11 protein-coding genes are annotated in these 24355 nt (G+C 61.8%); 3 read left to right on the forward strand and 8 right to left on the reverse strand.

The window, feature by feature from the left end; translation table 11 throughout:
• Nucleotides 1-188 precede the first annotated feature (188 nt).
• The 6 genes from ltrA to ACYZUA_RS23155 all read right to left on the reverse strand — a co-directional run bounded on the left by ltrA (nt 189) and on the right by ACYZUA_RS23155 (nt 6602).
• Nucleotides 189-1610, reverse strand: a complete 1422-nt coding sequence (gene ltrA / locus ACYZUA_RS23130; protein WP_461959972.1) for a group II intron reverse transcriptase/maturase — start codon at nt 1608-1610, stop codon at nt 189-191.
• A 484-nt stretch (nt 1611-2094) separates the two neighbouring features.
• Nucleotides 2095-2322, reverse strand: coding sequence for an MbtH family protein (locus tag ACYZUA_RS23135; RefSeq protein WP_008152757.1), 228 nt, complete (start codon nt 2320-2322; stop codon nt 2095-2097).
• Nucleotides 2323-2404: 82 nt separating this feature from the next.
• Entirely contained in the window at nt 2405-3817 is a 1413-nt protein-coding gene (locus tag ACYZUA_RS23140) for a diaminobutyrate--2-oxoglutarate transaminase (protein ID WP_461960757.1), read from the reverse strand.
• A gap of 77 nt (nt 3818-3894) precedes the next feature.
• Entirely contained in the window at nt 3895-4380 is a 486-nt protein-coding gene (locus ACYZUA_RS23145; RefSeq protein WP_461960758.1) for a GNAT family N-acetyltransferase, read from the reverse strand.
• A 216-nt stretch (nt 4381-4596) separates the two neighbouring features.
• Nucleotides 4597-5922: an ATP-binding protein gene (locus tag ACYZUA_RS23150; RefSeq protein WP_461960759.1), complete on the reverse strand. Its 1326-nt coding sequence runs from the start codon at nt 5920-5922 to the stop codon at nt 4597-4599.
• A complete protein-coding gene (locus tag ACYZUA_RS23155; protein ID WP_282481350.1) occupies nt 5919-6602 on the reverse strand; it encodes a response regulator in 684 nt (227 codons plus the stop codon). The genes ACYZUA_RS23150 and ACYZUA_RS23155 overlap by 4 nt, the downstream gene beginning before the upstream one ends.
• A 153-nt stretch (nt 6603-6755) precedes the next feature.
• On the opposite strand from ACYZUA_RS23155, the gene dsbD reads away from it, so the two are divergent.
• From dsbD to dsbG, 3 genes are read left to right on the forward strand one after another with little or no spacing between them, the layout of a single operon-like run.
• Nucleotides 6756-8492 (forward strand): protein-disulfide reductase DsbD, encoded by a 1737-nt coding sequence (dsbD, locus tag ACYZUA_RS23160; protein ID WP_461960760.1) that lies wholly within the window; start codon nt 6756-6758, stop codon nt 8490-8492.
• Nucleotides 8492-9358, forward strand: a complete 867-nt coding sequence (locus ACYZUA_RS23165; RefSeq protein WP_461960761.1) for a TlpA family protein disulfide reductase — start codon at nt 8492-8494, stop codon at nt 9356-9358. Before dsbD ends, ACYZUA_RS23165 begins: the two co-directional genes overlap by 1 nt.
• Nucleotides 9334-10104, forward strand: a complete 771-nt coding sequence (gene dsbG, locus ACYZUA_RS23170; protein WP_461960762.1) for a thiol:disulfide interchange protein DsbG — start codon at nt 9334-9336, stop codon at nt 10102-10104. The genes ACYZUA_RS23165 and dsbG overlap by 25 nt, the downstream gene beginning before the upstream one ends.
• Nucleotides 10105-10198: 94 nt before the next feature.
• Here the strand turns inward: dsbG and ACYZUA_RS23175 are convergent, their stop codons facing one another.
• Complete coding sequence (locus ACYZUA_RS23175) at nt 10199-11011, reverse strand: alpha/beta fold hydrolase (RefSeq protein ID WP_461960763.1); 813 nt, start codon at nt 11009-11011, stop codon at nt 10199-10201.
• 221 nt (nt 11012-11232) lie between these two features.
• The gene (locus ACYZUA_RS23180; RefSeq protein ID WP_461960764.1) at nt 11233-24216 is read right to left on the reverse strand and encodes a non-ribosomal peptide synthetase; all 12984 of its coding nucleotides are present in this window, start codon (nt 24214-24216) and stop codon (nt 11233-11235) included.
• Between the last annotated feature and the right edge of the window lie 139 nt (nt 24217-24355).

Raw genomic sequence — 24355 nt, forward strand, 5'->3', positions numbered from 1 at the left:
CGTTATCGTTCATCGCGAGCAGGCTCGCTCCCACAGGGGATTTGTGTCGTGCCATAGATCCAATGTGGGAGCGAGCCTGCTCGCGAAGGCGGCCTGAAAGACAACATAAATTCCAGAATCGAGTAGGAGGCGGCTTCACAGCCGCCGTCCTCTCACACCACCGTACGTACGGTTCCGTATACGGCGGTTCAGGTTATGCGGCTAAGCCGGTTTATCGTATCCAGTATCGAGACCAACCCGAGTCGATCCCACAGCTTCTTCGGTAGCGCCTGATTCATATGCGACGCTCCCGAGTTCCACCATGGGCCTCGGCCATTGGTCGCCGATTTCCACGCCCGCGCCTCGTCGAGTCCCAAACGTATCAAGTTGCGCGCCCTCGTAGAGGGCCGCTTCCATTGACGCCAGATGACACAACGAAGTTTGTGACGCACCCATCCGTCCAGTTCCTCAAGTGGCCGCTTGCTCTGAGTCAGCTTGAAGTAGCCAGCCCAACCACGCAGTACGGGCGTTACTTGCTCGACGATATACCTCATTGAGCGAGCCCGTATCCGACGCAAGATTTCCCTGAGTCGATCGCGTAGGCGGTGCAGGCTTATGCTCGCTACCCTCAGCTTTGGCTGTTTATGCCAGCTCATCCCATAGCCCAAGTAGTCGCAGACCCAAGGCCGTGCTACGCAGCTCTTTTCCCGATTCAGCGTCAGTTTCAGACGCTGATTCAGGTAGCGCTCAACCCCAGCCAACACTCGCTCACCCGCACGACGACTGCGCACATAAATGTTGGCGTCGTCGGCATAACGCACGAAGCGATGGCCTCGCCGTTCCAGTTCGCGATCGAGTTCGTTGAGCAGGATGTTCGACAGCAACGGCGAGAGCGGGCCGCCTTGCGGCGTCCCTTCCTGCCGTCGGCTGACGAGTCCGCCCGACATCGTTCCCGCTTCGAGGTAACGACGGATCAGCGCGAGCACCCGCTTATCTTCGATTTGACGCGTCACGTAAGCCATCAGGACATCGTGGTTGACCCGATCAAAGAACTTCTCGAGATCAAGTTCCACGCACCAGCGGTGACCCGCTGCCACATGGTCCCGAGCGGTTTCGAGGGCTTGGTGGGCGCTTCTGCCCGGACGAAAACCGTAGCTGTAGTCCGAGAACAGCGGGTCGAAGATCGGCGTGAGCTGTTGCAGCAGAGCCTGCTGGATCAGGCGATCCACGACGCTGGGGATACCCAGCTGTCTTGTGCCGCCTTTGGGTTTGGGGATGTCGACGGCGCATACACCTTGCGGGTGGTACTCACCGGCCAGCAACCGATCCTTGAGGGTCGGCCAATACTGTTTTACGTAGCCCGCCAAGTCATCGACCGTCATGCCATCGGCACCCGGTGCGCCCTTGTTGCTGACCACGCGGTGATACGCACGCTTGAGGTTCGCCGGTGCAAGCACCCGCGCCATCAGCGTGTCCGGCTCCGCGTTCGTCCACGCCACAGACGCCGTCGATACCTCTGCCCTGTCAGCCGTCATCCTCGGATACTGTCCGGGACTCGGGGTAACAGTCTTCTCTGGGAGAAATTTCTGCATTTCGATACTCGACGAGACTCTGACGCCTACTGGCGGCATAACCTGTTCGGCCCTTGGTGACGTGGTTATTCGTCACTTACTACGGCCTCGGCTGACTTCTGCACGTTCATCCCGTCGCCTCTCGACGCTCGGTAGCACAGTGGCAAACGTGCAGATCTCCCAGGGTAATTCGCGCGACCTTCCTGCTTATGCCTGTCGGATTTACGTCACAGCGTTCCGTGCAAGTATTGGGCTTTGACGATTTGGGCCGTCTTACCCCGCTGCGCCGCCTCTATCCGCTTCCTGTTCGTCAGGCCAGCATTTTGCCTCGGGCTTCCTTCAGATTCGCAGTCACCCGCGACACCCTTGCCTCTGGCTAACACTTCCCCTTGCCGGGTGTGTAGAGGACTCTCACCTCCAAGTCACCAGCGTGGCCACCACAGCCAAACTGGTTGCGCTTACGCGCAACGCGCCATGCCTGGCGCACCCAAAAAAAAAGCCCGCTGACCTTATTGGTTCAGCGGGCTTCGTTTTGCGCGGTGACTCAGTGAGCCACGGCCGCCTGCTCTTCCATCTTCTGCCGCAGGCTCAGCGGACGCATGTCAGTCCAGGTTTCTTCGATGTAAGCCAGGCATTCCTTCTTCAAGCCGCTCTTGCCCACGGTGCGCCAGCCTGCTGGCACGGCTTTGTAGTCGGGCCAGATCGAGTACTGCTCTTCGTGGTTGACCACGACCTGAAAGAGGATGTCCTCGCGGTCGAATACTGAAGTCATGGTGTTTTCTCCATCGCTGTAGGGTGGGCTGCACTGCGTGCGCAGCCGGTATGTAGAAGGAACGTGTCTGAGGCTGAGAAATTTAGAGGCTGGCGGTGGCAGCGGCCATGGCCCGGTCGAAAATCTCGGCCACCTGATCGATTTCCGCCGCGGTGATCACCAGTGGCGGCAGGAAACGCACCACACCGCCATGACGGCCGCCCAGTTCAAGAATCAAGCCGCGCTTGAGGCATTCACGCTGCACCAGCGGCGCCAGACGACCGAAGATCGGTGGATGACCCAGCGCATCCAGCTCGCCAGTCGGATCGACCAGTTCAACACCCAGCATCAAGCCGCGACCGCGAATATCACCCAGTTGCGGGAAGTCCCGTTGCAGGATGCGCAGGTGTTCGCTCAAGCGTTCGCCCATGGCGGCGGCGTGTTCGCAAACCTTGTGTTCGGTCAGGTAACGCATCACCGCAGAACCTGCGGCCATGGCCATCTGATTACCGCGAAACGTCCCGGCATGGGCACCCGGCAGCCAGGTGTCGAGCCAGTCGCGATAGACGACCACGGCCAGCGGCAAACTGCCACCGATGGCTTTGGACATGACCACCACATCCGGGATGATCCCGGCGTGTTCGAAGGCGAACATCTTGCCGGTGCGGCCAAAACCGCTCTGGATTTCATCGACGATCAGCGCCACGCCGGCCTTTTCGGTAATCCGCCGCAGGCCGCGCAGCCAGTCGAGATCGGCCGGGATCACCCCGCCTTCGCCCTGCACCACTTCAACGATCACCGCTGCGGGTAATTGCACGCCGGCTTCTGGATCATTGAGCAGGTTTTCCAGGTAGTTCAGATTGACCTTCACACCTTGCGAGCCGCCGAGCCCGAACGGGCAGCGGTAATCGTAGGGGTACGGCATGAACTGCACGCCGCTGCTGAGCAAGGCGCCCAAGGGTTTCTTCGGCCCCAGACTGCCCATCAGGCTCAGCGCGCCCTGGCTCATGCCGTGATAACCACCCTGAAACGACAGCACGGTGCTGCGTCCGGTGGCGGTGCGCACCAGTTTCAGCGCGGCTTCCACCGCGTCGGTGCCGGTCGGGCCACAGAACTGGATCTTGGCTTCAGCGGCCAATGCCGGCGGCAGCAGACCGAACAGGTCCTGAACGAACTGATCCTTGACCGGGGTGGTCAGGTCGAGGGTGTGCAGTGGCAGTTCATCGGTCAACACTTGCTGGATCGCTTCGATCACCACCGGATGGTTGTGCCCAAGGGCTAACGTCCCTGCGCCAGCCAGGCAGTCGATGAAACGGCGGCCTTCGACGTCTTCGACATAAATGCCCTTGGCACGTTTGAGGGCCAGGGGAATGCGTCGCGGATAGCTGCGGGCATTCGATTCCTGCTGGTTTTGACGGGCCAGCAGCGGCGATTCGTTGAACTGATAAAGCGTCTCGGTCGGCGCCGGAGTGATCCGGGCCGACTGATCTTCCATAAGGCTGGTAGCGACTGACATCTCTCGACCCCTCAATAAGGTTTTCCTGTTCTGGAAACGCATCAGGGCGCCGAGGATTTAGACCCTCGATCAGCTTTCTATGAAGGTGGTGGCAGTGCTTTGTGCATGGGAATCGCGTGGAGCCCGGCTACGGCGAAGGTTTCGGCGCAAGGCTGGTAACCCAGATGACGGTAAAACGCTTCACTGGTGCGGGTGCTGTTGAGCCGTGCCTGGCATAACCCCTGATTGGTCAGCCAGCCTTCGAGGTCGCGCACCAGCGCTTGCCCGGCCCCGCGACGAAACCATTCCGGTTGCACGTAACAAAACGCGACTTTGCCGCTGATCGCAGCCATCGCGACGCCGACCGGTTTGTCCTGCAATAGGGCGATGTTCAGGTACAACCGCTCGTCGGCCAGCCAGGGCTGCACGTGTTCGATGGTTTTGTTGTGGGTCCAGGTGGCGACGGTGAGCGGATCGTTGCGATGGTCGAGCGCGCAACCCACGCGAATGGAACGCTCGACGATCCGGCTGATGATGCCGGCGTCGGCGGGGGTTGCCTTGCAGATTTGTACGGGGGCATCCATGGCGCTGTTACCTCAATCCATTGAGAAAAAGCTGCCGGGGACGATAGCGCCGGTGGTGGCTCGAATGCCAATGGAGAGGAGTTACATTTGATGTGCAACACAGCGCCCTGAAGGAGCTGAGCTTGCTCGCGATGGCGTCCTGAGATTCAACGTTGATGTTGACTGTACGGACGCCATCGCGAGCAAGCTCGGCTCCTACAGGGTTCGTGGTGTTTATTAGATGGGTTGCAACGGCATGGTCAGTTCGACTCGCAACCCATCCGGCCGGCTGTCGAAATGCAGGGTGCAGCCGCAGCGCTGGACAATCGCCTGGACAATCGCCAGACCAAGTCCGCAGCCGGTGCTCTGGCCGTTGCGCCAGAAGCGTTGGGTTAAATGTTGCAGATCGTCCTCGGCGATGCCGGGCCCATGGTCACGAACCAAAAACTGCACGCGATTGCCGGTGGTTTCCAGACTCAGCTCCACCGCGCCGTCGCCCGGGGTATGACGCAGGGCGTTGTCCAACAGGTTGCGCAACGCCGCAATCGACAAAACTGCCGGCATTTGTACCGGTGCAGCGGAGTATTTGTTCGGCATCTGCAGCTTGATCCGCTGACGATCACCGCTGGCGGCGTCCTGAATCGCTAGTTTCGCCACTTGCTCGGCGCTGCATTGCACGCCGTCATCGAACGACAGACTGCCCTCGACCCGCGCCAGCAACAGCAATTGTTCAAGGGTCCGGTGCAGGCGATCGGCGCCCTCTTCGGCCCGGGCCAGGGATTGATCCCGGGCTGCGCCATCGGTCATGCGCGCCACTTGCAGGTGGGTCTTGATCGCTGTTAGTGGGCTGCGCAATTCATGGGCAGCGTCACCGGTCAGACGGCGTTCCCGTTCGATGGTCTTGCCGATGCGCTGGAACAGCTGATTCTGGGTGTCCAGCAACGGTTGCAGTTCGCTGGGTAACGGCTGGATCTGCAGCGGTTCCAGAGAGTCGGCGCTGCGGCGCATCAAGGCATCGCGCATGCGGTTGAGCGGCGCCAGCCCCTGGCCGATCCCCAGCCAGAGCAGGCACAGGCAACCAAGCAAGGCCACGCCTACCGGCACCGAAGCCGCCAGCAGGATCGACATGTTCAAGGCCTCACGCTCGATCTGCCGGTCGGCGGTGGTGATGCGCACATCGCCGCGGGCCAGGGTGAAACTGCGCCACGGTGCGCCATCGATCATCTGGTCGTGGAAGCCCATTTTCTCGGCTTCCAGGGTTTGTTGCGGATCGGTGTGACTGCGGGCGAGGATTTCGCCGCGCAATGAACTGACCTGGCAGGCCATGCCGCCGGGGAGGTTCAGTTGTTCAGCGCTGAAATGCGTGCCCTCGCCCTTGCTCGGCAATGGCGGCAATTGCTCCATCAGGCCGGCGACCATGCGTGCCGACGCCACCAGCCGCTGGTCGAGGGAAAACATCATCTGATTGCGCAGGTCGCTGAGCATCCAGGCCGCAGCCAAGGCCCAGATCAGGGCAAAAGCGGCGCCGAGAGTCAGGCTCAGGCGCAAACGCAGGCTCATCACTTTTTCAATTCCTCTGCGCCATCAGCCGGCCCCAGGCGATAGCCCAGGCCGCGCACCGTCTCGACAATGCCATTGCCGAGTTTGCGCCGCAGGTGATGGATATGCACGTTGAGAGCGTTGCTTTCCAGCTCATCGTTAAAACCATAAACGCTGTCTTTCAGTTGCTCGGTGGACAGCACCCGTCCCCGATTATGCAGCAAGGCCTGCAACAGCGACTGCTCACGACGGGAAAGGTCCACCGGCTGGCCGCCGAGCATGGTTTCGCGACTGCTTGGGTCGTAAGTCAGACGGCCATGTTCGATCAGGTTGACGCTGCGCCCCGCCACTCGTCGCAACAAGGTGTGCAGGCGCGCGGCGAGTTCACGCAAATCGAACGGCTTGAGCAGGTAATCGTCGGCGCCGGCCTGCAAGCCATCGACGCGGTCGGTGACTGAATCCCGGGCGGTGAGGATCAACACCGGGATTTCCAGACCGTTGTGCCGCAACTGCTGCAGCAGCTTCAAACCGTCTTCATCGGGCAGACCGAGGTCGAGCACCATCACATCGAACTCGGCGACCTTGAGCATCGCCCGCGCAGACGATGCGGTGGCGACATGCTCTACCGTCAGGCCCTGAGCGGTGAGGCCGGCGACAATGCCGCTGGCGATCAACTCGTCGTCTTCGCAAACCAGTACGTGCATGGTGAGACCTGTTGAAAAAAGGTGATTAGGCCGGTGGCCGATTAAGCGGACATTATGCCGCAAGCGCCATTGCCACAAGACCACTGTGGTTAATCATCGGTTAATCGCCGCCTCCCATCCTGCACCTCACTTGCACAGGGATAAGGCCTACCCATGCGTCGACTGTTTTTATTTTTGGTTCTCTTGATCTCGGGTGCGGCCCAGGCAGGGACTGATCCGTTCGCGACCAAACCCGAATTTTTGCCCGTGGAAAAGGCATTCGTTTTCACTTCCGAACGCCTTGAATCGGGCGAAACACAGCTCTACTGGCAGATCACCGACGGGTATTACCTTTATCAAAAACGCCTGAAGTTCGATGGTTTACCCGTTGAACACCATCCCGTATTACCTGAAGGCGAAGCTCACAGCGATGAGTTTTTTGGCGAACAGCAAGTTTATCGCCAAGGTCTGGAACTGATGATTCCGGCAGGTGCCACCGGCCAGATCAAGGTCGGCTTCCAGGGCTGTGCCGATGCCGGGTTGTGTTACCCGCCGCAAACTCAGGTCGTGGATCTGGGCGGCAACGCGACCACTTCTGCGACAAACGAGGCCCCGGATCAGGCCCTGGCCAGCGGCCTGCAACAACGAGCGCTGGGCTGGAGCTTGTTGGTGTTCTTCGGTCTGGGGCTGTTGCTGGCCTTCACGCCTTGCTCGTTGCCGATGCTGCCGATTCTGGCCGGTTTGATCGTCGGCAGTGGCGCCACGCCCAAGCGCGGTTTCGCCTTGGCCACCAGCTACGTCGTGAGCATGGCGCTGGTGTATGCCGCGCTGGGCGTGCTGGCCGCGCTGCTCGGGGCGAATCTGCAAGCGTTGTTGCAGAACCCCTGGTTACTGGGCAGTTTCGCGGCGGTGTTTGTGTTGCTGGCGTTGCCGATGTTCGGCTTCTTCGAGTTGCAACTGCCGGTGACCGTGCGTGATCGATTGGAAAACGTCTCGCGCAATCAGCGCGGCGGTAGCCTGTTCGGTGCCGGAGTGTTGGGGGCCTTGTCCGGTTTGCTGGTGGGTCCGTGCATGACCGCCCCGTTGGCGGGCGCCTTGCTCTACATCGCGCAAAGCGGCAATGCGCTGCATGGCGGGCTGATTCTGTTCGCCATGGGCATCGGCATCGGTGTACCGCTGCTGCTGTTGGTCACCGTCGGCAATCGCTTCCTGCCCAAACCCGGCGCCTGGATGAACCTGCTCAAAGGCATATTCGGCTTCCTGTTCCTCGCCACCGCGTTGCTGATGCTGCGCCCGGTGCTGGATGAATCACTGTGGATTGGTTTGTGCGGTGCGTTGCTGCTGATTGCCGCGTACAGCGCCTGGAAGCAGTCGGAAGGTTTCAGTCGCGTCGCCCATGTGTTCGGCGCCAGCTCGCTGTTGCTGGGTGTGTGGGGCAGCTTGCTGCTGATCGGCGCTGCCGGCGGCAGTGATGACTTGGTGAAGCCTTTGCAGGTCTACAGCGCTGCAAACTCGAGCAGCGCCGCAAACCCGGTCGGGCACGACGCATTCACCACGATCAAGGACTCGGCAGCTCTGCAACGGGAGCTCGACGCGGCACAGGCTCAAGGCCAATGGGTGCTGCTGGACTACTACGCCGATTGGTGCGTGTCGTGCAAAGTCATGGAAAAACAGGTGTTCGGCAAAGCTCGCGTACTAGAAGCCTTGAGCGATGTGCGCTTGCTACGGCTGGACGTCACCGCTGACAATGCCGCCAGCCGCGAACTGCTCGGCCGTTATAAAGTGCCGGGGCCACCGAGCCTGCTATGGATCGGCGCCGACGGCATCGAGCGTCGCAGCCAGCGCATCACCGGCGAAGTCGATGCCGACACTTTCCTGCAACGCTGGACCACCACCCGAGACGCCCGTTAATGCTGACCTTTACCCTCGGCACTTTTGCCATCGCGCTTAATCACCTGCTGCTGATCAGCGCCCTGGCGCTGGCGACTTTTGTCGGCTGGCGGGTGGCCAAGCGAGGCGGCGAGAATCCGGAGTCGGTGCTGTTCAGCCTGTTCCTGCTGGGCATGCTGGCCGCCCGGGTCGGTTTCGTGGCCGTTTACTGGGCGCACTATCGCGATGACCCCTGGCAGATCATCGACTTGCGCGACGGCGGTTTCCTCGCCTGGCCAGGTGTGATCGTACTGCTGCTGGCCGCGTTGTATCGAGGCTGGCGGCGCCCGGGCTTGCGCCGCCCGTTGGGCTTTGGCGTGGCCAGCGGCCTGGCGTTCTGGCTGCTGGCGACCTTCTCCCTGACCATTTACGAACAAGGCACACGCCTGCCGGAAATCACCCTGCGCAATGCCGCTGGTGAAACCGTGCAACTGGCCGATTACAAGGGCGGCCCGTTGGTGATCAATCTCTGGGCCACCTGGTGTCCGCCGTGCCGCCGGGAAATGCCGGTGCTGGAAAACGCCCAGCAACACCGCCCGGACCTGACGTTCCTGTTCGTCAATCAGGCTGAAAGCATGCAAAGTGTCAGTACTTTTCTGGAAACTCAGGGCCTGAGCCTGTCCAACGTACTTTTTGACGGCAGTGGCCGATTGGGTCAGGCCGTCGGCTCCATGGCATTGCCGACTACGCTGTTCTATAGCCCCGACGGTCGCCTGCTGGGCAGCCATCTGGGTGAGCTGTCGGAAGCCAGCCTGGCCCGCGCCCTGGAAAACTTCGACACCCCGAATCCTGCCGTACCGGCCACCTCTTCAAGGAAACTGCCATGCCCCGCCTCCGCCACCTGCTGACGTTGACCCTGGGCGCCGCCCTGCTGCATCTACCATCGGTGCAGGCCGCCGAAGAATTGCCCGAAGCGATCAAGAAAATCGAAGCCAAGGGCGCAAAAATCGTCGGCCAATTCGACGCTCCCGACGGCTTGCGCGGTTATGCCGCGCAGTACCAGAACCGTGGCATGGCGCTGTACCTGACCCCGGATGGCAAGCACGTGCTGCTCGGCAATCTGTACGACGCCGACGGCAATGACCTGACCAGCGAGCCGTTGCAGAAGCTGGTTTACGCACCGATGGCCAAGGAAGTCTGGGGCAAGATGGAAGCCAGCAACTGGATCGCCGACGGGAACAAAGATGCACCGCGCATCGTGTACCTGTTCAGCGATCCGAACTGCCCTTATTGCAACGTGTTCTGGGAACAGGCACGGCCATGGGTCAAGTCTGGCAAGGTGCAGTTGCGGCACATCATGGTCGGCATCATTCGCGAAGACAGTCCGGGGAAATCGGCTGCACTGCTGGCCGCCAAGGATCCGCAGAAAGCGCTGGAAGACCATGAGAAGTCAGGCAAGAAAAGCTCGCTAAAAGCCCTGAAAAACGTGCCCCCGGCGATTCAGGCGAAACTGGCGGCCAACATGCAGTTGATGGAAGACCTGGAGCTGCAGGCCACCCCGGCGATTTTCTACATGGACGACAAGGGCGAACTGCAACAACAGCAAGGCGCGCCGTCGCCGGACAAGTTGGTGCAGATTCTCGGGCCGAAGTGACCTCACCGGCCCCATCGCGAGCAGGCTCGCTCCCACAGTTGATCGCATATCCCTGTGGGAGCGAGCCTGCTCGCGATGGCGTCAGCAAGATCGACTAAGTTCTGTCAGCCAGAAACTTCAGCAGTGCGTCGGTGACAAACTGCGGATTCTCCAGATTGGAGATATGCCCCGCCTCCGGCACCAGCAGATACGGGCAACCGATCAACTCGGCCATCTCCCTTGTCTCCGATGGCGGCCGCGGCTTGTCCTGATCGCCGCACATCAGCAGCGTGGTGTCAGGATTCAACTCGCCCAGTCGCGGCAACAGATCATCACGCCCAAACGTAATCCGCCCCATCGGCACGATGCTTTCGCGCAAACGCTCCGGCGGCAGCGCGGCCAGTTTGGCGCGGAAATCCTGATACAACGCCGACTGCGGATCGATGCCCGGACGGAAGAAGATCGGCACGACGATGTCGAGCAGCTGCGGCTCGATCACGCCGGTGTCTTCGATCTGTTTGAACAGCGAGAAATAGTACTGGCGGGTCGGTTCGGGTTCGACGCCAACGTAGGTGTCCATCAGCACCAGACCATTGATCCGCTGCGGTGCCGACAGCGCCAGACGCACGCCCCACATGCCACCGACCGAGAGACAGACCAGCGAGACACGGTCGATGTCCAGGTGATCAAGCAGTGCCAGTGCCTGGCGCGCTACATCATCCAGCGACTGTGTGCACTCGGGCATCCGCCCGGATTCCCCGTGACCCCAGAGGTCCGGAGCGATCACCCGGTATTGCTGCGACAGAGCGGCAATCTGCGGCGCCCACATGGCCTGGTCCCATAGATAACTGCCGGCCAGCAGAACGGCAGGGCCAGTGCCTTGATCAATGTAGTGAAGGGGTTGTCCATCAACCGTAACGAAGGGCATTGACTGTCTCCTTTGTGAATTGCGATCCACCCAAAAAAGCACAGGCAGCCTGAGCCGGTCCAAAGCGACAGTCAACGCGCAAATCTGCGCACATTTCAACGACGCCTTCGCGGGCAAGCCATGCTCCTACAGGTTTGATGTTGTTCTCAATACTGGGGAACGACACCAAACCTGTAGGAGCATGGCTTGCCCGCGATGAGGCCATCACAGACGCTAGAGAATCAAAGCCCTTCCAACTCCGCCATCAGGTCATTAAGACGATCCACCTTCTCCTCGGTGATATCTCTCGCCGCCAACCCATCGATGTATTCGGCCAACTCCGCCACCGTGCTGCATTCAAACATCGCCCGCAGCGGCACATCACGCTGCAGGGCTTTCTGCACCCGCGAAGCGATTTGCGTCGCCAGCAGCGAATGCCCGCCCAGCTCGAAGAAGTTGTCGCAAATACCGACCTTCTCGACCTTCAGCACTTCGGCCCAGATATCCGCCAGCGTCTGCTCCAGTTCATTGCGTGGTGCCTGATAGTCCTGACTCTGCAACTGACCGATCTCCAGCACCGGCAGTGCCTTTCGATCAAGCTTGCCGTTGGCGTTCAGCGGCATCCGATCCAGCCACAACCAATGCAGCGGAACCATGTATTCCGGCAGTTCAGCACGCAGGCGTTGCTTGACGCGCTCCAGTCGCTCGATTGGATTGATCAAAGCATCAGCCGCTACCAAATAGCCGACCAGGTGTTTGCCGTTGACGCCTTCCTGTACACCGACCGCTGCTTCGCGCACTTCCGGTTGCTCATGCAGACGCGCTTCGATTTCACCCAGCTCGATGCGGTAACCGCGGATCTTCACTTGATGGTCGATCCGCCCGACGTATTCCAGCACACCGTCAGTGCGCCGACGGGCCAGGTCGCCGGTGCGATACAGACGATCCCCCGGCGCGCCAAACGGGTTAGGCACAAACACTTGAGCCGTGCGCAACGGATCACTGACGTAGCCACGGCCGACACCGGTGCCGGCGACGCACAACTCGCCCACCGCCCCCAGCGGCATCAGGTCCAACGCACCATCAAGCAGGTACAAACGGTTGTTGTCGGTCGGCGTACCAATCGGCAAGTAACTGCCGCGCGTCGACGCCATGTCGACGCGGAAGAACGCCACGTCATCCGAGCACTCCGCCGGCCCGTAAGCATTCACCAACCCGATCTCCGGGTAGCGCAGCAGCCACTGGTGCGCCAGCTCCGGCGGCATTGCCTCACCGGTCGGCAGCATCCAGCGCAAGCCATCGAGGCTCATCCGTTCCTGGGCGAGCATGCCCTGAATCAGCGACGGCACGCTCTCCAATACGGTAATGCCCTGGGCCGACGCATGCGCCAGCAACCCTTGCGGATCATGGGCGATGGTGTTCGGCACGATGTCCACCCGAGCGCCGAACAGCGGTGCGGCGAGGAACTGCCAGACCGAAATGTCGAAACTTTGCGAGGCGGTCTGGGCGATCACATCGGCATCGCTCAAGTTCAGGTAAGGCACCTTGCTCAACTGGTTGTTGAGCATGCCGCGCTGTTCGACCATCACGCCTTTCGGCAGGCCGGTCGAGCCCGAGGTGTAGATCACGTAGGCGAGATTGTCCGGGCCGCTGTAGATGCCCGGGTCGGCAACCGAAACATCGCTGACCTGCACCTCTTCCCAGACCAACAACTTCGGCCGGTTGGCGCAACCGAACTCATCCAGCAGCGCCAACGCTTGCTCGCGGCAGGCCTGAGAACACACCAGCAACGGCGTGCGGCTCAGGTCGATGATCCGGCTCAAACGCTGACTCGGCAGCCCCGGATCCAGCGGCAAATAACCCGCGCCGGCCTTGAAGCTGCCGATGATCATGCCCAGCAGATCGAGGTTACGTTCAGCCAGCAACGCCACCGGTTGATCCAGCCTCACGCCAGCAGCGATCAAGGCGTGACCGAGACGGTTACTGCGCTCATTCAGCTCAAGGTAGCTGTGCTGCTGATCCAGGCAACTGGCGGCAATGCGCTGTGGATGCTCGGCAACCTGCGCTTCAAACAATGAGACATAACTCTGCTCCAGCGGGTAATCGTGTTCGCTCTGGTTGCAGCCGTGAATCAGGAAGTCTTGCTCCTCGGCACCCAGCAACGGCAGATCGGCCATGTCGCCGTGGAAACCTTCGACCAGTGCCAACAGCAAGCGCTTGAACTCGCCGAGCATGCGCTCGACGGTCGACTCATCGAAATAACGCTGGTCGTAAGACAGGTGCAAGCCCAGGTCATCGCCCGGATAGCAGACCGCCGTCAGCGGGAAGTTGGTGTGGGTGCGGCCCGAATCCGAGGTCGCGTTGAGGCTTTGCGCACGGTCCAGCACCGAGACTTCCACCGGGGCGTTTTCGAACACGAACAGGCTGTCGAACAACGGCTGGCCCTTGGGCAGTTCGCTGTTTTCCTGAATGCTCACCAGCGGCAGGTATTCGTACTCGCGCAGTTGCATGTTGCTGTCGAGCAAACCGCTCAGCCATTGACGAACGCTGCAGCGCTGGTCGTCTTCCGGCATCTTCACCCGCAGCGCGATGCTGTTGATGAACAGCCCGACCGTGCGTTGCATCTCTGGCATGTCCACCGGGCGCCCGGCCACCGTGACACCAAACAGCACGTCGCGATCACCACTCAAACGGCGCAGCACCAGCGCCCACGCCGCTTGGGCAAAGGTGTTGATGGTCAGCTGATGGGCCTGAGCCAGTTCGCGCAGTTGCGCACCGTCACGGGCATCGAGCCTTGTGTAGCGGTCGCCGACGATCATGCCGCCGCTTTCGCCGGCATGTTCGCGCAGGAATGGCCGGTCGCTCGGGATCGGCGTGGTCCGCTGAAAGCCTTGCAGGTTGGTTTTCCACCACTGCCGCGCCTCGGCCAGGCTCTGGCGTTGCAGCCAGCCAATGTAGTCGCGATAACGCGGCGGCACGGCCAGCTGCGCGTCGCGGCCTTCGCCGAGGGCGGTGTAGATTTCGAAGAAATCGTTCATCAGCAGCGAACGGCACCAGGCATCGATGAGGATGTGGTGGTTGCTCATCATGAACCAGTAACGCGCCACGCCCACCCGGATCAGGCGCAGGTGGAACGGTGCCTGATTGAGCAGATCGAACCCGGCCTCGCGCTCGCTTTTCAGCAGCGCCTGCAACTTCGGTTCTTGCTCGGTTTCGGCGATTGCCGTCCAGTCCAGATACTCGATCGGCGTGCTGCCCGGCGTGTGGATAACTTGCAGCATGTCTTCGCCGACGTTCCAGCAGAACGACGCACGCAAGGCTTCGTGACGAGCGATCACCGCTTGCCAGGCCTGGGCGAAACGCTGCGGGTCGAGCTCGCTGTTGATGCGGTAGCGATCCTGCATGTAGTAGAGGCCGGTGCCCGGTTCCAGCAAGGTGTGCAGCAGCATGCCTTCCTGCATCGGGGTCAGCGGGTAGACGTCTTCGATGGCGGCGGCCGGGATTGGCAGCGCGTCGAGTTGTAGCTGGGTCAGTTTCGCCAACGGGAAGTCCGACGGCGTCAGGCCTCCCGCATCGTCGCCCAGGCAATGCTCGATCAGGCTCTGCAGTTCGCCGAGGTAAGCGTCTGCCAGTTCAGTGATGGTCTGCAGATCGTGGCGTTCGGCACTGAACGTCCAACGCAGCACCAGCTCACCGCCATAGACCTGACTGTCGACGCTCAACTCATTGGGCAGCGGCGCGCGAGGATCATGGGCCGCGCCGACCGCTTCATCGAGCGGATGGAACAAGGCGTCCGCGCCGAAGCTCTGGTCGAACTGACCGAGGTAGTTGAAGGTGATCGGCGCCACCGGCAAGGCTGCCATGGCCTGCCGGCTCGAGTCATCGGCGAGATAACGCAGCACGCCATAACCCAGACCTTTGTGCGGCACCGCGCGCAGTTGTTCCTTGATCGCCTTGATCGAGGCGCCCTGCCCGTCCGCTGGCATCAGCCGCAGCGGATAGGCACTGGTGAACCAGCCGACGGTGCGGGTCAGGTCGATCTCGTCGAACAGCGTTTCGCGGCCGTGACCTTCGAGTTGAATCAGCGCCGATTCATGACCGCTCCAGCGGCACAGCACGCGGGCCAATGCGGTCAGCAGCAAGTCGTTGACCTGAGTGCGATAGGCACTCGGTGCCTGTTGCAGTAGTTGGCGAGTACGCTCGACATCGAGGCGCACGCTGACGGTTTGCGCGTGGCGATTCTGCCGGCCACCCTCGGGGCGATCACACGGCAAATCGGCGCTTTCACCGGTCAGCTGCGACTGCCACCAACTCAATTCCTCACGCAAGGATTCGCTGCCGGCATACGCCTGCAAGCGTGCGGCCCAGTCCTTGAAGGCACTGGTTTTCGCCGGCAGTTTTGCCGACTGCCCCGCGTCCAGTTGGCGATACACCGTTTGCAAATCGTCCAGCAACACCCGCCACGAAACCCCATCCACGACCAAGTGGTGTATGGCGATGAACAGCCGTTGTTGCCCCTCGGGACCATCGACCAGCAGCACGCGCATCAGCGGCCCTTCCTCAAGGTCGAGGCTGCGCTGGGCATCGGCGAACAGTGCCGCGCATTTTTCCATGGACGAAACGCGCACTTGCCACAACACCGGCGCGTCGGAAACCGTTTGGTGTTCGGCTTGCCATTGCCCAGCAATCTCAGAGAAGCGCAAACGCAAGGCGTCGTGCTGTTCGATCACTGCCAGCAGCGCTTGCTCCAGGCGATGGGGCTCCAGCGCCACGGTCGGTTCCAGCAGCAACGCCTGGTTCCAGTGTTGGCGCTGGGGGATGTCGGTGTCGAAGAACCAGTGCTGGATCGGCGTCAGACGCGATTCGCCGGTCAGCAAACCTTGTTCGGCGGTGACCTGCTCGGTGCGGGTCGCCACGGCGGCCAGGGTCTGCACGGTCTGGTGCTGGAACAGGTCACGGGGGCTGAAGTGAATGCCCTGCTGCCGCGCACGGCTGACCACCTGGATCGACAGAATCGAATCGCCGCCCAGTTCAAAGAAGTTGTCGTTGAGGCCGACCTGCAGAACGTTCAGCACTTCGCACCAGATGGCGGCCAACGTCAGTTCAAGCTCGTTGCTCGGCGCCACGTACTGCTGACGGTTCAGCTCCGGATCCGGCGCCGGCAATGCGCGGCGGTCGAGTTTGCCGTTGGCGGTCAGCGGCATGCTGGCGAGCAGGATCAGGTGCGTCGGCACCATGTAATCCGGCAGTTGCGATTTGAGGTGCGCCTTAAGCGCTTCGCGCAGTACAGCTTGTTGCGCTTCGTCCTGCTCAGCGACTTCAGTCACCAGATAGCCGACCAGTTGTTTGCCGCTCGGTGCATCGAGGGCCAGAACTACGGCTTCACGGATCGATTCATGTTCCAGCAGACGGGTTTCGATTTCGCCCAGTTCGATGCGGAAACCACGAATCTTCACTTGATGGTCAATGCGTCCGAGGTATTCCACCAGACCGTCGGCGCGTTGGCGCACCAGATCGCCGGTGCGGTACAGACGCCCGCCGTTGAGGGCGAACGGATCAGCCACAAAACGTTCGGCCGTCATACCCGGACGCTGGTGATAACCCTGCGCCAGACCGGCGCCGCCGACGTACAACTCGCCGGTCGCGCCTTGCGGCACCAACGCCAAATCAGCGTCGAGAATGTAGGCCACGCGAGCGCCAATCACACTGCCGATCGGCACGCCGCCGAGGCCTTCTTCCAATTGCTCGGGCGCCAGACTGGCCAGGGGCATGACCACGGTTTCGGTCGGGCCGTAGGCGTTGAAAAACAGGCTCGGCTTGAACGCCGCACGAATTCGCGCCAGATGCTCGCCAGTCAGCGCTTCACCGCCGGTGATGCACATGCGCACCGGCAGGATTTCGCCCTGAGTCGCCAGCCACTGCGCCAATTGGCTGCCGTAGCTCGGGGTGAAGCCGAGAATGTTGATGTTGTGACGGCGAATCAGCCCGCAGATTTCTTCCGCGTCCCACTGGCCCTGTGCTCGCAACACAACCTGAGCACCACTCAACAACGGCACCAGCAAACGCTCGGTCGCGGCGTCGAAGTTGATGGAATAGAAGTGCAGCTCGCAGTCGTCCGCACGCATGCCGAAACGCTCGATCACTGCACGGCAGTGCATGGCGATTTCACCGTGGGACACCACCACGCCTTTCGGTTTGCCGGTGGAGCCTGAGGTGTAAATCAGGTACGCCTGATGCTGCGGCAGGCTGATAAACGGCAGCTCGGTGGCCGGGTAGTTGGCCAGTTCTGCTGCGTCTTCTTCCAGACACCAACGCGCAACGGTCGATGGCAATTCACCGAGCGCCCTGAACATCGCCGCATCGCTGAGCAGCAAACCGATGCCGCTGTCTTCAATCATGTAGTGCAAACGATCCAGCGGGTATTCCGGGTCCAGCGGCACGTAGGCGCCGCCCGCCTTGAGGATCGCCAACAAGCCAACGACCATTTCCAGCGAGCGCTCAAGTGCCAGACCCACTCGAACCTGCGGCCCAACGCCCCGCTCACGGAGCATCCAGGCCAGGCGATTGGCGCGGCTGTCGAGTTCGGCGTAGCTCAGGGTTTGCCCGGCGAAGGTCAATGCCGGCGCGTCTTTACGCGACAGCGCCCGCTCGCTGAACAGGTGATGAATGCACTGGTCGAGGCGATGCTCACCCGGCTCGACGCCGAGGCTGTCGAGCAGGTTTTGCTGTTCGGTGGCGTCCAGCAGCGGCAGCTCACTGAGGCGCTGCTGCGGATCGGCCAGCAGCGCTTCCAGCAAGTTGCGCCAATGTCCGGCCATCCGAGCGATGCGCGGTTCATCGAACAGATCGGTGCTGTAGGTCAGGCAGCAGCCCAGGCGATGGTCGAGGTCGGTGACTTCCAGGTTGAGGTCGAACTTGGTTGCGCGGGCATCGTTGGCCAGGTATTCGACGGTCATGCCGGCGAGTGTGCGGCTCTGCTGGAATTCCCAGCGCTGCACGTTGCACATCACCTGGAACAATGGGTTGTACGCCGCGCTGCGCGGTGGCTGCAAAGCTTCCACCAAATGATCGAACGGCAGGTCCTGATGGGACTGGCCTTCGATCACGGTGTGGCGAACCTGCTCGAATAATTCGCCGACGGACATCTGCCCGTCGAGCTGGCAACGCAGCACTTGGGTGTTGAGGAACGCACCGATCAGCCCTTCGCTTTCCGGACGAATCCGGTTGGCCACCGGCGCGCCGATGCGCAGGTCGGTCTGGCCGCTGTAGCGGTAAAGCAGCACCGCCAGCGCGGCGGTCATGGTCATGAACAGGGTCAGACCGTTTTGAGCATTGAAGGCGCGGACCCGCGCGGCAAGCTCATCGCTGAGGTCGAAACGGAACAATTCACCCTGATGGCTTTGTACGGGAGGACGCGGACGGTCGGCGGGCAATTCCAGCAACGGATGTTCGCGGCCCAGTTGCGCGGTCCAGTAGTCGAGTTGGCGCTGACGCTCGCCGGACTCCAGCCACTGGCGCTGCCAGACGCTGTAATCCAGGTACTGCACCGGCAGCGGTGCCAGCGGCGATTCACGGTCATCGACGAAGGCCTCGTAGAGCGCGCTCAGTTCCCGGGCGAAAATGTCCATCGCCCAGCCTTCGGTGACGATGTGGTGCAGGGTCAGCGCCAGATAATGTTCGTGCTCGGCGGTCTTGACCATGCAGGCGCGCAGCAGCGGTCCGGTTTCCAGGTCGAAGGGTGTATGCGCCTCGTCGTCGGCCAGTTGCTGCACCGCCCACTCGCGGCCATCGGCATCCAGCGCGGAGAAGTCCTTCCAGTCCATGCGCATCCCGGTGTCCGGGTGAACCTGTTGTTGCGCCACGCCATTGATGCTCGGGAACGTGGTGCGCAGGGTTTCATGACGCATGATCAGTGCTTGGAGCGCGGCTTCGAAGCGCCCGACATCGAGCATCCCGCGCAGCCGCGCCATGCCGCCGACGTTGTAGGCCGGACTGTCCGGCTCCATCTGCCAGAGGAACCACATGCGCTGCTGGGAATAGGACAACGGCACCGGTTGGCTGCGGTCGACTTTCTCGATCGGCGGCTGCTGGTTGGTTTGGCCGCTGGTCTGGATCAGTTGAACCTGTTCGGCAAATGCGCCCAGTTCACTGTTTTCGAACAGCGCGCGCAGCGGCAACTCGACGTCGCAGGCCTGACGGGTGCGGGAAATGATTTGCGTGGCCAGCAAGGAATGGCCGCCTAATGCGAAGAAATCGTCACGCAGGCCGATTTGCGCGAGGCCTAATACTTCACGCCAGATGCCGGCGATTTGCTGCTCGAGTGTAGTGACCGGTTCAACGTGCTCGCGCACCTGCCACTGAGGCTCCGGCAAGGCGCGACGATCGAATTTGCCGCTCGGGCTCAGGGGCATTTCGTCCAGGCGCATGAGTTGCGCTGGCACCATGTATTCCGGCAACTCGGCGGCCAGCGCAGCTTTCAGGCGTGCGGTTTGAGCATCAACATCTTCAGTGGAATCGGTTGCGGTGTAATAACCGATCAACTGCCCACCGGCCGCCGTTTCGCGCACCAGCACCACGGCTTGAGCAACGCCGTCCTGAGCCAGCAATCGTGCTTCGATTTCTTCCGGTTCAACGCGGAAGCCACGCAGTTTGACCTGCTGATCGAGACGGCCGAGGTATTCGATCACGCCATCGGCGGTCCAGCGTGCACGGTCACCGGTGCGGTACAGACGTGCGCCCTGCTCTCCCAGCGGATCGACGACGAAGCGTTCTGCGGTCAGACCCGGACGACCCAAATAGCCACGGGCCAGACCGATACCGCTGATGCACAGCTCGCCCGGCACACCGGCCGGCACGGGATTGAGTGCCTCATCGAGCACGCGGCACAGCACATTGCCCAGCGGACGACCAATCGGCGAGCGTTCGCCATCGGCGGTTGTGCAGTGCCAATGGGTGACGTTGATCGCGGTTTCGGTCGGGCCGTAGCGGTTGTGCAATTGCACGGCAGGCAGTTGTTCCAGCACGCGGTTGCGCAGTTCGGCGGGCAAGGCTTCGCCGCCGGAGAAAACGCGGCGCAGGCTGGTGCACTCGGCCGTCAGCGGTTCGTCGATGAACAACGAAAGCAGCGGCGGCACAAAGTGCAGCGTGGTCACGCCGAATTGCTGAACCCGTTGCGCGATGCGGTGCGGATCGCGGTGTTCGCCGGGGCCGGCGATCAGCAAGCCTGCACCGGTAATCAGTGGCCAGAAGCATTCCCACACCGACACGTCAAAACTGATCGGCGCCTTTTGCATCAGCACGTCGGTGTCGTTCAAACGATAGGTATTCTGCATCCATTGCAGGCGCTCGGCGAGGGCGGCGTGGGTGTTGCCGACACCCTTCGGCTGGCCGGTGGACCCTGACGTGTAAATCACGTAGGCGAGGTTGTCGCCGTGCAAGTGCAAACCCGGAGCATGGCTCGGCCAGCTCTCCAGATGCAAGGCGTCCATGGCGATCACGCTGACGCCATTGGTGGCCGGCAAGCGGTCGAGCAATTGGGTCTGGGTCAGCAGCAATTCGACGCTGCTGTCGCTGAGCATGTAGGCCAGGCGTTCGGCCGGGTAGTCTGGGTCCAATGGCACGTAGGCGCCGCCGGCCTTGATGATCGCCAACAGACCGATCAGCAACTGTGGCGAACGCTCGGCGGCGATGGCCACGCAGACATCCGGGCCGACGCCTTTGTCGCGCAGGTAATGGGCCAGGCGGTTGGCCTGGGTGTGCAGTTCGGCGAAGTCCATGGCGCCACCGTCCCACATCAGCGCGGTGCGCTCAGGGGTCAGGCGTGCCTGTTCGTTGAGCAGTTCCGGCAGCCAAACACTGGCCGGCGTACACGGTGCGGCGCTCCACGATGTTTGCTGATCGAGCTCGGGCGGGGTCAGCAATTGCAGATCACCGATGGCGGTTTTCGGTTGTTCGCAAACGGCTCGCAGCAGGTTGCTGAAATGCTCGGCCAGGCGCTCGATAGTCGCCACGTCGAACAGTTCGCTGGCGTAGTCGAAGGACAGGCTCAGGCGACCATTTCGGTCTTCTTCGCTGTGCAATTGCAGGTCGAACTTGGCTTCTCGGCTATGCCACGGCAGCTCTTCAGCCAGCAACCCAGCCAGGCGACGCAGTGCGCTCAAATCCCGTTGCTGGTGGTTGAACATGACCTGGAACAAGCCTTGTTCGCGGGCTTGCGGGAAGGCTTCGAGCAATTGTTCGAACGGCAGATCCTGATGCGCTTGTGCGTCCAACGCTGCCCTACGGGTTTGCGCCAGCAGCTCAACGAATGGCAACTGCGAATCCAGTTCGGCGCGCAGCACCTGAGTGTTGATGAAGAAACCGATCAGCCCTTGGGTTTCCAGGCGCGGACGGTTGGCGTTCGGTATGCCGATGCGGATGTCGCGCTGGCCGCTGTAGCGGTGCAGCAGGCTCTGGAACGCGGCGAGCAACAGCATGAACGAGGTGGATTCATGGGCCTGGGCGGTCTGGCGAATCGCATCGCTCAGGGTCGCGCCCAGCTTCACAGAATGGCGGGCAGCCGTGTAAATGTGGTGCGCCGAGCGCGGGTGATCAGTGGCCAGGCTCAGGGTCGGATGCTCATCGCCCAATTGCGCTTTCCAGTAAGCCAGCTGACGCTCGCCCTCCCCTTGCGCCAGCCATTGACGCTGCCAGCTGCCGTAGTCGGCGTACTGGGTCGGCAATGCTGGAAGTGTCGCCTTTTGTCCTTGTGACGCTGCGGCATACAGGCGCGAAAACTCGTCGATCAGCACGTTCAGCGACCAGCCGTCGGCGATGATGTGATGCATCGTCACCAACAGTTGATGGTCCTCTTCATCGAGGCGCACCAGGGTCACCCACAGCAGAGGGCCTTTCTCCAGATCGAATTGAGTACGGGCTTCGTCCTCACGGATTTGCTGCGCACGGGCTTCACGCTCGGCAGCCGGCAGGTCGCTGATATCGATCAGTTGCAGGTTGAATTCGCTCGCTGCATCGACCTGTTGCAGCGCCACACCATCACGTTCGAAGAACCGCGTACGCAGGGATTCGTGACGCTCGATCAGCTGTTGGAAACTGGCGCGCAAGGCGTCTTCATCCAGTTCGCCGCGCAGGCGCAAGGCGCCGGGAATGTTGTAGGCGCTGCTCCGCGGGTCGAGTTGCCAGGTGATCCACAAACGGTTTTGCGCAAGCGATTGCGGCATGGCTTCGGTGCGCGACAGCGGGGTGATCGCGCCTTGGGCGAGTCCGCCGTCCTGCTGTTGCTGAGCGACTGCGGCGGCAAACGCGCCGAGGGTCGGCGCTTCGAACAGCAGACGCAGGTTCAGCTCCAGACCGAGTGCTTCGCGCAGACGTGCGACTACCTGAGTGGCGGCAATGGAGTTGCCGCCCAGCAGGAAGAAGTGATCGTCGGCGCCGATCTGTTTGACGCTCAGCTGTTCGCACCAGATCTGGCCGATCAGGGTTAGCAGCTCGGAACCTGATTCAGTCGCGGATTGACTTTCGATGTCTGCCGACGGGAACAGCGCGTAGCTGTCGAGGCTGCCGTCCGCCAGACGATTGCGGCATGCCAAGCGTTGCAATTTGCCGCTGGAGGTCTTGGGCAACGCGCCCGGATTGAGCAGCACCACCACGCTTGGCGCTTCCTGATACGCCTCGGCCACGGCTTGGCGGATGGCTTTGATCAGGGCGTCTGGCGCGAGGATTTTTTGCACGCTGCGGCTGATTTCCGCCGCAATGCCGATGCCTTCCTGACCCTCGATGTTGACGGCGAACGCGGCGACCCGACCTTTGCGCACCACCTCCACTTCGCGTTCGATGGTTTGCTCGATGTCCTGCGGATAAAGGTTGTGGCCACGGACGATCAACATGTCTTTCAGGCGCCCGGTGATGAACAGTTCACCGTTGCGCACAAAGCCCAGATCGCCAGTGCGCAGCCAGGTACGGCCAGCGTGCTGAACGAAGGTTTTGGCGCTGGCCTGCGGGTTGCGCCAGTAGCCGTGGGCGATGCTCGGCCCGGCGGCCCAGACTTCGCCGACCGCATTGTCAGCCAACTCGTCGAGCGCAATCGGATCGACAATCAGCACCGCGTGATCCGGCTGACTGGTGCCGCAACTCATGATCGGGCTGCCATCGCCCGGCTCGGCACGGTTTTTTGCCAGGGCCTGATCGTCCACGCGCAGGTTGCCAGTGCCCTGACCGCGAGGGCTGCCGGCCACGAACAGCGTCGCTTCGGCCAACCCGTAGGACGCCATGAAACTGTCTTGGGTGAAACCGCAGGCCGCGAACTTTTCGGCGAAGCGATCCAGCGTATCGAGGCGAATCGGTTCGGAACCGGAATACGCCACGCGCCAGCCACTCAGGTCGAGGCGTTCCAGGGCCGATTCACTGACCCGCTCGCTGCACAACCGATAGGCAAAGTCCGGCCCGCCGCTGATGGTGCCGCCGTACTCGCTGATCGCTTCCAGCCAGCGCAACGGCCGGCCGAGGAAATACGCCGGCGACATCAACACGCACGGCACGCCGCTAAAAATCGGCTGCAACAGACCGCCGATCAGGCCCATGTCGTGGTACAGCGGGAGCCAGCTGACGATCACGTCGTCAGGATTCAGATCGATGCCGAAGCCTTGGCGAATCAGCAGTTCGTTCGCCACCAGATTGCCGTGGCTGACTTGCACCCCTTTCGGCAACGCGGTGGAGCCGGAGGTGTATTGCAGGAACGCGATGTGGTCGTCCGCAAGGATCGGCGCCACCCATTGTTCGGCCGATGCACTGTCGAGCGTATCGACACACAGCAGCGGCGGCGCGCCTTCTATTTGCTGCAACGCCTCGCGCAGACCGGCGCTGGTCAGCAGCAGACGCGGTTCGGCATCGCTGATGATCGACAGCAAACGCTCCTGATGATGACGACGAGTCGATTCCGGCGGATAGGCCGGCACCGCGATCACACCGGCGTACAGGCAGCCGAAGAACGCCGCGACGTAATCCGGGCCGCTGGGAAACAGCAGCACCGCGCGATCGCCAAATGCAGCCTCGGCCTGCAACGCGCCAGCAATGGTCCGCGCCCGCTGATCCAGGTCGCGATAACTGAGCACCACAGCCTGATCCTGGGTTTCGGCAAGAAAACGCAAGGCCACCCGGTCCGGCGTCAGAGCCGCTCGGCGCTGAAGGGCTTGGACCAGTGTGCTGGGGAGTTCGAACGCGTCGGTCATGAGGTTTCCTGCCTGAATTCGGCTTGGTAGGAGCGAGCCTGCTCGCGAAAATCCGGAGAACGCCGCGGGGTGTCAGGCGCCCATCGTCATCGTTGACGACCATCGCGAGCGAGCTCGCTCCTACGGGGTAATGAGGGTT

Source organism: Pseudomonas sp. LS2P72 (assembly GCF_054897865.1).